This window comes from Candidatus Methanomethylophilaceae archaeon (genome assembly GCA_017524805.1).
GTDB lineage: Archaea > Thermoplasmatota > Thermoplasmata > Methanomassiliicoccales > Methanomethylophilaceae > Methanoprimaticola.
Map to the genome: position 1 here is coordinate 21,478 of JAFXUX010000024.1, position 11,562 is coordinate 33,039.

At 55.2% G+C, this 11,562-nt stretch carries 11 protein-coding genes and 1 pseudogene; 9 read left to right on the top strand and 3 right to left on the bottom strand.

Annotated features, from left to right (window positions below; genetic code table 11):
- The first annotated feature begins 80 nt into the window (after window positions 1–80).
- A complete protein-coding gene (locus IKP20_05100) occupies window positions 81–455 on the top strand; it encodes a YegP family protein (GenBank protein ID MBR4504329.1) in 375 nt (124 codons plus the stop codon).
- A 154-nt stretch (window positions 456–609) separates the two neighbouring features.
- Here IKP20_05100 and IKP20_05105 read toward each other — a convergent pair whose 3' ends face one another.
- Genes IKP20_05105 through IKP20_05115 form a run of 3 tightly spaced genes read right to left on the bottom strand, consistent with a single transcriptional unit; the run spans window position 610 to window position 4,517 of the window.
- Window positions 610–1,080 (bottom strand): hypothetical protein, encoded by a 471-nt coding sequence (locus IKP20_05105; protein ID MBR4504330.1) that lies wholly within the window; start codon window positions 1,078–1,080, stop codon window positions 610–612.
- Window positions 1,081–1,116: 36 nt separating this feature from the next.
- Window positions 1,117–2,793: an ABC transporter ATP-binding protein gene (locus IKP20_05110; GenBank protein ID MBR4504331.1), complete on the bottom strand. Its 1,677-nt coding sequence runs from the start codon at window positions 2,791–2,793 to the stop codon at window positions 1,117–1,119.
- The gene (locus tag IKP20_05115; GenBank protein MBR4504332.1) at window positions 2,694–4,517 is read right to left on the bottom strand and encodes an ABC transporter ATP-binding protein; all 1,824 of its coding nucleotides are present in this window, start codon (window positions 4,515–4,517) and stop codon (window positions 2,694–2,696) included. The genes IKP20_05110 and IKP20_05115 overlap by 100 nt, the downstream gene beginning before the upstream one ends.
- A gap of 65 nt (window positions 4,518–4,582) precedes the next feature.
- Between IKP20_05115 and IKP20_05120 the strand changes: the two genes are divergently transcribed.
- From IKP20_05120 to IKP20_05155, 8 genes and pseudogenes are all read left to right on the top strand, one after another.
- Complete coding sequence (locus tag IKP20_05120) at window positions 4,583–4,981, top strand: hypothetical protein (GenBank protein ID MBR4504333.1); 399 nt, start codon at window positions 4,583–4,585, stop codon at window positions 4,979–4,981.
- Window positions 4,982–5,104: 123 nt separating this feature from the next.
- Entirely contained in the window at window positions 5,105–5,815 is a 711-nt protein-coding gene (locus tag IKP20_05125) for a hypothetical protein (GenBank protein MBR4504334.1), read from the top strand.
- A 53-nt stretch (window positions 5,816–5,868) separates the two neighbouring features.
- Entirely contained in the window at window positions 5,869–6,807 is a 939-nt protein-coding gene (locus IKP20_05130) for a hypothetical protein (GenBank protein MBR4504335.1), read from the top strand.
- Between the two features lie 174 nt (window positions 6,808–6,981).
- The gene (locus IKP20_05135) at window positions 6,982–8,694 is read left to right on the top strand and encodes an MFS transporter (protein ID MBR4504336.1); all 1,713 of its coding nucleotides are present in this window, start codon (window positions 6,982–6,984) and stop codon (window positions 8,692–8,694) included.
- Window positions 8,695–8,951: 257 nt separating this feature from the next.
- A pseudogene (locus IKP20_05140) lies at window positions 8,952–9,044 on the top strand (hypothetical protein).
- 75 nt (window positions 9,045–9,119) lie between these two features.
- A complete protein-coding gene (locus IKP20_05145) occupies window positions 9,120–9,329 on the top strand; it encodes a hypothetical protein (GenBank protein ID MBR4504337.1) in 210 nt (69 codons plus the stop codon).
- A 73-nt stretch (window positions 9,330–9,402) separates the two neighbouring features.
- Entirely contained in the window at window positions 9,403–10,779 is a 1,377-nt protein-coding gene (locus IKP20_05150) for a hypothetical protein (protein ID MBR4504338.1), read from the top strand.
- Between the two features lie 277 nt (window positions 10,780–11,056).
- Complete coding sequence (locus tag IKP20_05155) at window positions 11,057–11,263, top strand: hypothetical protein (protein ID MBR4504339.1); 207 nt, start codon at window positions 11,057–11,059, stop codon at window positions 11,261–11,263.
- Window positions 11,264–11,562 lie beyond the last annotated feature (299 nt).

The following is an 11,562-nucleotide window of genomic DNA, read 5'->3' on the forward strand; positions in this document are numbered from 1 at the left end:
CCCGTGCGGAAGCGCTCCTGCTAAGGACTGTTCGGGTGTGTCCATTAAATACGGTTAATGCAGATACATTATTGACAACCATGGGCAAATTCGTCATCAAACAAAGCAAAGACGGAAAGCTGTTCTTCAACATCGTCGCCTCCAACGGCCAGGTCGTCGGAACCTCCGAGATGTACGAGTCCAAAAGCTCTGCAGTGAACGGAATCGAGTCGGTGAAGAAGAACTGCTCCTCCGAGATCGAGGACCAGACCGTCGAAGGCTACGAGGCCAAGAAGAACCCCAAGTGGGAGCTCTACGCCGACAAAGCCGGAGAATTCAGGTGGAGGCTCAAAGCCGGCAACGGACAGAAGATCCTTGCCAGCGAAGGATACAAAGCCAAAGCCAGCGCCATCAACGGAATCGAATCCGTCAGGAAGAACTCTGCCGACGCCGAAATCGTCGAAGAGCTCGAATGAATTTTATCGGGGGTGCCGGATGGCACTTCCCACCTTTTAACAGCCGATTATTGGATCGGACGGTAGAGCGCCGCCTTTCCGCTGCCGTTGACAGAACAGAAAAGATGGTTCCTCCGGAGCGCATCCGCGAATCAGATGTCAGCAAAGATTGCAGTCATTGCTTAGGGCTTCCGCACTCGGAACAGAATTTCCCGCCGTTGATGGCTCCGCAGCACTTGCATTCCCATTTCCCCTCGGGAAGCTCGGCTTCGCTTGAAGGCGGAAAGACACGCTCCTGACCGCCGTCAACATTCGGCAACCCATTCTTAAATATGTTCATGAACGATTCGTCCGTAAAGTCCGGGCGCATCGTGTTTCTGCTGGTGCAACTGACCTCCACATCGTGGTCGGGCATCGTGAATCTGATCGTCGCGACGCAGCCATCGCAGTCCACGCGGACATCATCCGCATCGGCAAAGAAATTGTAGCTTGTATCCGTCGCGATGTAGGGATACTTCACCGTCACGGACTCCCCCGGCTCGTATTCGGTTTTTTCCGAGATGAAACAAGGATCGAATTTGACTTTGTATCTCAGAACTTTGCTCTCGGCAGACGATCCTTGGAACAGCTCCGGCCAGCGTACCATAAGCCGGAATCGCCGTCGTATGTTAAAATAAGTGGGTCAACCCGCTATCCTTCCAGATTCCATCCGTATGACCTGGTCGGCGCTGTCGATAAGGTTCTTCTCGTGGCTCACTATGAGCACGGTGCGCCCTTTCATGATGCGCATTAGACCGTCGTATACCGCGGACCCCGTGAGCGGATCCAGACCGGAAAAAGCCTCGTCCAGAATCAGGATCTTGGGGTCGCCCAGAATCGCCCTGGACATCGCCAGCATGCGCCTGGCCGCCAGAGGCATGACGTGGATATCGTTGCCTACGGGCGTATCGAGACCGTCCTGGAGGCCGCTGATATAAGCGTCGAAACCGGAGATCCTGATTGCCCTGTCCAGATCCTCCTGCGTCGCCCAGTCCCTGTTGTAGACTATGTTGTCTCTGATCGTGCCGTCGAACACCCAAGGGTCCTGGAGAACGGCGGACACCGTCCTGCTCAGATCCTTGCGCGAAATCTCGTTGACATCCCTCCCGTCTATGCGCACGCTGCCTGATTTCAGAGGGAAGAAACGCAGAAGAAGGTTCATCAGAGTCGATTTCCCCGAGCCTGTCGGACCTGTGATCACCGCCACCGTGCCTGGCTCGACCGTGAACGACACCGAATGGAGAACCTCCACGTTCTCGTATGCGAAGCAGACGTCCCTGAACTCCAAGCGTCCCTGAGGCTCGAAACCGTCCTCAGGCTCCTCCCACTCCGGCTCGGGCGCATTCAACACGCTGAAGATGCGCTTAAGAGACATGGTCTCGGACTCTATGAGATAATAGGATGCCACGGACGCCGCCAGAGGCTTGTCTATCAGGCGCACGTAAACCATGAAAGCCAGGAACATCCCGATATCCAGGCTACCGTTGTACATCATCAGCGCGCCTGCCACCACGGCCGCCACATAATCCATATGCACGGCGATGTTGACCAGAGGCGAGATCAACCCCGCGCGTGTCTCGGCGCCGACGGTGGATCTGACGAATTCGCGGTCGTATTCCTCGAAGGATCTCATGACCTGGGCCTCCAGATTGTTGGCCTTTATGGTGCTGTGGTTGGCGATGATGTCGCTCATCGCGGAGCCCATGACATCGACGGATTCCTTCTTCCTGCGCAGGTCCTCCTTGCTGCGGTTGGTGATTCTCCAAGCGGCGTACAGCGTGATCGGGATGGTGATGAAATATACCAACGCCAGCGGCACCGACACAAAGAGCATTATGATCAGTATCAGCGCGATCATGACGTTTCCGGTGAAGAAAGCGACGAAATCCCTGGAGAGGAGATCGAAGACCGCCGGGAGATCGGTGGCTATCTTGGCGGCGGCATCGCCCGAGCGCATCTTGTCCAGGCTGCCGACCGACATCCTCATCAGCTTGTCGTCGAGATCGTCCCTCAGGCTCCGGGTCATTTTCAGTGCGAGGATCTTAAGCTCCCTGTTGGCGTGGGTGGTCGTTACGTACCAGATGGTTATGACGAACACGATGGCTGTCCCCGTGATCGCCACGAAGTCCGGGTCGATCTCTCCCTTCTCTTCCATCACCACTATACTGGAGACGAAATTTCCCGCGACATACGGGATCGTGGATACCATCAGCAGCGATATCAGCGCCAAGACGGCGTATATGCGCATCTTGGATGACGATACCTTGGGATAGTCGGCGAGGATATCCGACACTTCGTGCCAGAACAACCTCTTCGGCACGGCGTCACCCCTGATCTTTTCCCATACATCCTCGCATAGACCTGGGAATTGGAGAGAAGCTCCTCATGGGTTCCGCGCTCGGCCACTTTGCCGCCCACGATCAGCATGACCTCGTCGGAGACTCCGACGGTTATCATCTCATGTGAGGCGAACAGAACCGTCTTGCCGGAGCAGAATTCGAATACCGAGCGTATGGCTTTCTCCCTGGTGGCCCCGTCCATGGAGAAGAAACAGTCGTCGAAGACGTACAGCTCCACGTCTCTGAGCAGGCATCTCGTCAGGGAAAGGAGCTGGGCCTGGCCGCCTGATATGGTGACTGACGACACGATGCTGTCGAGGCCGTCCGGAAGGGTATCCAGCAGGCTCTTCAGACCGGTGGTCTCGCATGCTCTGAGCAGTCTTTCGTCGCCGATGGTGCCGAGCGGATCCAGGTTCTTGCGCAGCGTACTGCTGAATACCCCGGACTGCCTTCCGGCATAGGATACCGAGCCGCGTATGTCCGAGGGATCCGAAGTCGCCACGTCCATCCCGCATACGGAAACGGAGCCGGAAGTCGGGGATGAGAAGGCGGTGATGCATTCCATCAGCTCCGTTATGCCGCATCCGTTGGAGCCCGTCAGAGTTACCACCTTGCCTTTGGGTACGGTGAGATCCATGCTCCTGACGGTCTCGCGCCCGAACCCATCCCTGAAAGAAGCCCCGCGGACCTCCAAAGCGTTGCCGCTCTCCTTCTTTACGGTGGTCCTGGGCGATTGCCCTTCGGAGACCCTCCTGGCCTCCAGGATCCTCTCCATGCTGGCTCTGACCCTGGGGGTATGGATGCAGATGTACGGGATGATCGCCAGCGACGCAACTATCCCGGTGGTGAACTGCAGGAACATCACCAGATGCGGGGCGCGGACGGTCTGCCCGGACATCCCGAGGGCGCCTATGACGTATACGAAAACTATGAAGATCCAGATGAAAGCTGTGGAGAACGTCGGGAGGAAGTAGCTGCTCAGCTCGACCTTTTTGTTGCTGACGCCGAAGAACTCGCTTGCGACGGCGAATTTATTGGCCTCATACTTCTGCCCGCCGTACGCCTTGATGGTCCTCGCGCCAGTGACCTTCTCCCTGAGGGATCTGGCGACCATGTCCTGGCCGACGATCCTATCTGCCTGATACCTCGCCGCATATCTTGACAGCAAAAAAGCCAGAACGATGAAGACGACCATGGCGGCCATGACCATGATTCCGATGGTGCGGCTGATATAATACGTGCACACAGCCATCGCCGCCGCCAGGATCGGCAGGGGCATATAGATCGAGAGGGACGCGAATAAGTGCTTCTGCACCGTCATGGCATCCGATGTCACGCAGGTCATCGTGAACGTGGCGCTGTCCCCGGTAGAGTCTAATTTCTGAGCCTTCAATGCGGATGCCAGAACGTCCTTCCTGATCTGCGAGGCGACCTCTGCGGCCACGTGGGAGGCCATCCTAGAAGACAGATATACGCAAACGGAGAAAGCCGCCGCAATCAGCAGAAGCTTCAGGCCTTCCTCCAGGATGTATTCGTTCCCGTATCCGGCGCTGCTGATGTCTAAGATATACCTGAGCATCAATATCGCGACAACCTGCATGAGCACGGCTACCAGCTGAAGCGCCGTTATTATGATGATTTTAGCGGCGTGAGGGCGGAGATAAGACAGCGAAGCCCTCCAGGTTCTCGATAAAATCGCCGACATTGACACTCGCACCGATAAAAACGGCACACCTATTTTATCTATGTCGTTGGCGTTCGTCCCAGAAGATGAGCCGCCCTTACGCTTCGAATTATGCCATAGGATTCATGTTCGTCCTGGGGATATGCATGCTGTTCGAGTGCATGTGCGTTCTGGCATATCCGAATCTGTCCGGAGGATGGGATAAACTCGTGGATATCATAGAACCCGTGATTGCAACATCCGTGCTCATACTCATACTGGCCGTATCGCTTCTCACAGGCATCAGCTTGGGCCACAAAATAACGCTCATCTTCATGTCGGCCTTGCTTGTGAGCGGAATCGGATTCTTATCCCAGGATGGACTGGATTTCTACGACGGCATCAGGATTCTCGTGCCGCTGAGCACCATCATACTCCTTGCAACGAAAGGGTGCAGGGAATACTACGCCGGATGGGGGACCGATGTGAGGTTCCACGACGAGTGAACCGTATGAACCGCATAGATGAGCTTCGCTGACCCGGATTTTCTAGCGCAAAAACAGAAGAGGACGAATCCAGACCGGGAAAGGGCATACCATTTTTAATACCGATAAATCGTCCCAATCCTTATGTCCCTGTTTTCCAAGAGCAAAGAACCCGAAAACGCGCCGGAAGTGACCATCGTATTCGAGATAGACAGGGGATATGACCAGCGCCTCTTAGGGGGCAGCAAGCCGGTGTCGATATACGTCGACGGGGAGCATGTGGCTACGCTCGCCGCCGGAGAGAGCCAAGAAGTCAAGGTCAAATCCGGGAAGCGCAAAATCGTCATCGCGCACAAGAATGGGAAGACCCACACTTCCAGGAACGTCGACTGCAGCAGCCATTGCTTCATTAGCGAGGACAAAGAAGGAGTGGAAGTGAGCTGGAACGGCAGCAACATCTTCGGGGCGCTCCGCGGGGAGAAGAAAGCGGTCGCGAGCACCGGGAAGGAAGCGAAGGTCCTATTCCATGCGGAAGCCGGGCTTACCGGAAGGGACAGGACTGTGGAGATAAAGATCGACGGGATGCCGGTGGCAACGCTCAGAACCGGCGAGAGATACCAGCACACGGTCGAGACGGGAACCCATGTGTTCGAATTCAACGGCACCATCATGAGACAGGTGGTGCAGGAGGAGACCGGGTGCTTCATTCAGATCGGAAAGAAAGTCGAGGTGCAGTTCTTCGATCCCAAATCTCTGTTCAACAAGAATCTGCTGCGATGGCGCCCGGACTGTCGGCCAGAATATTCGGATGAGTTTCTCGGGGGAATCCTTTTTTGCTGCCTGATTAAATACTAATCTATTGATACGTAATAAATACAGTTAAATCTGAACGTTTTAATCCTCCATTCATGAAGGCATCATACTTAGCGGCGATTGCCGTAGCCATCATTGCCATCGCAGCGGTGGGAGCTTACGTCCTGCTCTCCAACGGCGACAACGGCGGAGGAAGCTCCGAGGAGCCCATCCGCACCGACCTCAAAGTCGGGGACTACATCGAGAGAACCGTCAGCGGAAGCTCCGAATCCAAGACCACAGAGACCAACTTCGATACCGACCTGTTCCTGAACACCTATCTGTACAGCGACTATGCTGGCGACATCACCGGGCAGGAGACCCTGAAATTCAAGGGCAGCGACGTTGTCTGCGACGTTTATAAGCAGGATTTCGGAGAGTTCGCCTCGAGCTCATGGGTCGCCAAGGATTCCGGCGTGGTCCTCAAATCCATCAGCAAAATAAGCAATCTCGTGACCACGACTGTCCTGGAAGACACCAACCTGGACATCACCAAGGCCAAGGCCGATCAGGTTCTGGCCGACGGATCCTTCGCCAAGCAGTCGATCGACACCGGCGACATCGGCATGATAAACACCGTGACTGCGACCGTCTCCGATCTGGCCGAAGGAGCCTGCACCCTCACCAAAGACAGCGTCCTCAAAATCGATGCGACAGAGAAGGAGACCATCGAGGCCATCGACGGGACCCAGATCACCCTGGACGACGGCACCACCGTGACCGCCGACGATTTCCTCGCCGGAGTCTCCTACAAGAGCTACATAAAGTCCCTCGAGGACGACAAGACGCCCTACACCCTAGGAAAGAAGACGTCCGAGACCATCGACACCGAATTCGGAAAGAAGAAGGTCACCGCCCAGGAGATCACCGTCACCGACGAGGAAGGGACCGAGACCTACACCCTCTACTACACCTCCAACGACGTCGTGTACAGGATGGTGCAGGACCCCACCGTCGTGTCGGACATCAAGAGCACCAGCCTGGTGAAGCTCTGATTTAAAGGACTGCCCCATGTTGGGCAGCCCAAACCTTTTTTTGACTGAAACTGTATTATGTTGTTTTTTAGACATTTAAACTATTTTTAAAAGTAAAAAAAATCACTTTGTTTTTTTTAAGTACTATCAGTTGTTTCATCAAACTTTAATAAACCGACGAAATGCGCCCTTGGCATGGATAATCAAGCGAAAACGTTCAGACCCAACGCTTTGACGCTCCTGACCATACTGATGTCGTCGATGGTCATACTCATGGGCGCAGCAGCCGTTGCGCCGTCATTGAAAGGCATCGGCGAATTCTTCGGCCAAAGCGAATCGATGACCGCGCTCATCATTGGATTGCCGGCGCTATCGGTGGCAGTGTTCGGATTCCTTATGGGAGCTTTGGCCGACCGCTTCGGAAAGGCCAAGGTTCTGTTCATCTCTCTCGCGATATTCACAGCGATGGGCGTTCTCCCGTTCTTCCTGGAGGATTTCATCCAGGTGCTCGTCTGCCGCTTCCTCCTGGGAATGGGCCTGACAGGGATATCTTCCGCCAGCACCGCGCTGATCGGGGAATACTGGACAGGCGTCCAGCGCATGAAGGTCATCGGATACCAATCGGCGGCTATCGGAGTCGGAGGCTTCATTCTCGAGACCCTCGGCGGGACTTTAGCTGATATCGGATGGAATTATCCCTTCCTCATCTACCTGATAGGCGCCATCATCGTCATCTTCGGTATCGCGTCCGTCAGAGAACCTGCGCTGGACGCATCCGCAATGGCGGACTTCGGAGAAGCGGAAATCCCCAACAGAAAGGGGAAGATCGCCCTATGCTACATCGCCGTGTTCTGCGAGATGTTCATAATGTTCTCCATGCCGACAAACTTCTCGTACTACGTACCTTCCATAGGATTGGGAGCCAACGCCGGGCTTCTTTGCGGCGTGCTCCTAGGGACCATGGGCGTCGCACAGGCGGTTTTCAGCCTCCTGTACAGCCGCAGCGCCAACAAACCAAACGAGAAAGTTGCGTATTCGATTTCTTATGTGCTCATGGCCATCGGGATGGCGCTGCTGTTCCTTCCGGAATTCGTAAGCGGCGAGGCCGTACTCGTGCCGATGCTTTTCCTCGCCGAGATAATAATCGGATGCTCTCTGGGCCTTCTCATGCCCACCGTGGTCGCCTCACTGTCCAGACTTTCCACCGCGAAAACCTCCGGGAAGGTGATGGGGGGGTACGCGATGGCGCTCAACATATCTACATTCCTTTCCGGCATGCTGATCCCATTATTATTCTCCGCACTCGGGGCGCATACGCTGGTGTTCGCGTCTCTCGGCTGCTTCGCCATCGTCGTGGCTTCGGCATTCCTCCTGATGAACGCGTCCGGAAGGAACGCTGAGAAAGCGCACGACAAGACTTTGGCCGTCGAGACCATAGGCGCAAAAAAGCCCATATCCACTGATGTGAGCATGTATGGCACCATCCTCGTGCCGACGGACGGATCCGACCACAGCAACTATGCCGTTGATAGCGCGATCAACATCGCCAAAAAAAACCGCTCTTCCATTATCGCGCTGTTCGTAATCGACGCTGAGAAATACTCCGGCCTCGGCTACGGCGAATCCACAGGAGATATGATGAGGGAGGCGGGAGTTCAGGAATCCAAAGCGGCCCTCGGCTACATCGCAGAGCTGGCCGCGGAGAATGGGATAGAGCTCACAACAAAAGTCGTGCTGGGGCGCCCCGCGGAAGAGATCGTGAAGGAATCCGAAAACGCAGATCTCGTCGTCTGCGGTTCATTGGGCCGCACCAATCTCAACAGGGCGCTGATGGGCTCCGTGGCAGAGACCGTAGCTAGGATGGCTCACTGCCCGGTGCTGATCTGCCGCAGAACCGCAAAAGAATGAGATTGATGGGTCGAATGAGGAAGTACCCTCACAGGTACGCCCTCTCTATAGAATAACCGCGGGAGGATCTTCCCTCCCACGGTCTTCGTGGGACAGGTCATGCGCGTTTCCGCGCTTCCTGCTCGATCCGTCCGTAAACTCTGTTCTTCAGAGCAACCGGAAATCTTGGCCGATCTGATAAAACTCCTGGAAGGCAATGTCATCGGCGATCCGGAGAGCCCGCCGATTATTCCAACAAGGGCTGGGAATACAGGAGAATTGGGGAGCCGCGTTTGGTGAGCGGCCATGGTTTCCAAGGTCCTGAAGGAAAGGCGGTGCCTTACGGAATATACGGTATCGATGCCGAAGAGGGGTACGTCTCGGCGGGCATCAGCCAGGATACCGCCCAGTTCGCAGTGAATTCCGTCCGCAGCCGGTAGCAGCTCATGGGCAAGGAGCGTTATCCCGATGCGGACAGCCTGATGATTGCGGCGGACAGCGGAGGCAGCAACAGGCTGTGGAAAACGGAGCTCCAGAAATTCGCCGATGAGACGGGAATGGCCGTCCTTGTCCGTCGTTTCCCGCCCGGGACATCCGAATGGAACAAGATAGAACAGTTCCTGAAAAACACTTCCCGATCAGAAGCAGATAAATAGAGATGGCAATCGATGCAAGGCATCATGCTGGCTATGGCAGAGCATACTGTCGCTTAAGGGGCGCTTGCAAAACATGAGAATACTGAGGCCGGATAAAACGGATTTGGAGGTGCTGCTGGGCGACCCGAGAAAAGCGATAGATTCCATGGTCATCCCCCTGCTGGTGGCGATGGCCGTTGTGGAGATCAACCAATTCGTCGACACTTTCTGGGTAGCCGGCCTGGGCAATGTCTCCGCCGAAGCGGTTGCCACCGTCACCCCGATATACGGCCTGATGATGTGCGCCGGGCTTGGGATAGGCGTGGGAGCCACCACCACGATCGCTTTCCAATTGGGGAACGGGAATCGCGAGCGCGCCAACGGTCTGGCCCTGAATTCTTTGATACTGGGTGCTATCTTCGCTGTCGCGTCTTCCATCGCCGTCGCGCTGCTTTTCGATCCTGCCCTGGAATTCATGGGCGCTGCGGATGTCAGATCGGAGAGCTGGGGATACATGCTGCCGCTGGCAATCCTTTCTCCTGCGCTTCTTATCAACTCCATAATGGGCGGGATGCTCAGGGGAGAGGGAGCGGCCAAGAAATCCACCGTCATGCAGATGAGCGCGGCAATAATGAACATGGCCATCGACCCCATCCTCATCTACGGGCTGGGGCTGGGCGTCATGGGAGCCGGATTGTCCACTGCGATATCGGCGTTGCTTTCGCTTGCGATAGGCCTGAGATGGTACGCCAAAGGGAAGACCGCGGTGAGCCTCGGCAACGGAAGCTTCCGCGCGGATGCAAGCATGATGAAGGAGATACTCGGAGTGGGAGGCCCGAAGACGGTCCAATCGATGATCTCCAACCTGACGGACTTCGTCCACCGCATATTCCTGATCGTCGCCGGCGGGACCACGGCTGTGATGCTGTACAACTACCCTTGGAGATACATCGGGCTGGTGAACCTTCCAGGAAGGGCGTTCGAGAACGCGATGGTGCCGGTGTGCTCCGCGGCTTACGGAAAATCCGACCTGGAGAAGATGAAGGCCGGATACATGTACACCTTCAAGATCGCGTTCATAGTGGCGATAATCGCGGCGGCGATGCTGTTCATCTTCGCGGAGCCGCTGATGTCCCTGCTCACGTACGAGGAGAGCATGCACCAGCTTCTCCCGAAGTTCGTCTGGACCCTCCGCGTTGCCGTGTTCCTGATACCGTTCTCGGCTCTCATGGGGATAGGCTCGTCGATGCTGCAATCGATGAAGAAGGCAAAGATCCCGATGTACTTCTACATGCTGTGGGGATTCCTGAAGCTGGGGACGTACGCCGTCGCCGCCTACGGTTATCTGGGCATGGACCCGTTCGAGGGCATAATCTACTGCATGGTGGGCGTGCACGTATTCGGAGGGGCCTGCCTTATGCTGATGACCTGGCACGAGTTCAATAAGATAAGAGCCGCCATTGAAGGATGACGCTTGCGATTGGATTGAAAGATAAGCAAGTTTTATTACCTCAAATCGCTCTTAGAATGCGTTTGTATCCCGGTGCGAAGCGATCTGAATGACATCAAGCGCATCGGGCAGTGGTAAGGAGGCATCTTTATGGATATGAGAACAGCCAACTTACTAATGATCGCAGGAGGCGTCGTCGCGTTGGTTTCCTTGTTCCTCGTATGGGCCACGGGCTCCGGGGACTACACCTTATGGGAACTGCGCGGCCACGCTCCGCGACAACAATGTCAGGGAGCCGGTGCGGACGGTGCTCCAGTCGCTGGACAACATCATGGCCGTCGGCCATGGCGTCGAATGGAGGGTGCTGGAGGTGACCAAGCGCGACAGGGGCTTCCTCAGCGCGCTGAGGATCCAGAAGCCCGACGAGAGGCAGACGCTGCCCGCATCCCAATACATCCCTCAAAGCGCCATCGAAACTGCGAAAGAGGGCCAGAAGGCCGAATGATATACCTACAAAAATGAGAAATTCAGATAAAAATTGAAAGGGATAATTTGAAAATAGGAATCTTTTAGTCAAAATGACAGTTTTTGACTTTTCTCCCAATATCCTGAATTCGCGTAATTCTTGGTAACAACCCATGCGATAATGCGATCAATCAAGACTATAGTTACGAACCTAATATTTTTGAATTATGATCAATAAAAAAAGTCGTTTGCCAGCTTGTGATATAACTAATCTTTCTCGTCTCTTGGATGAAACACTCTTTTACAACGTCTATCAAATGACACCTTTCGAGAATGAAC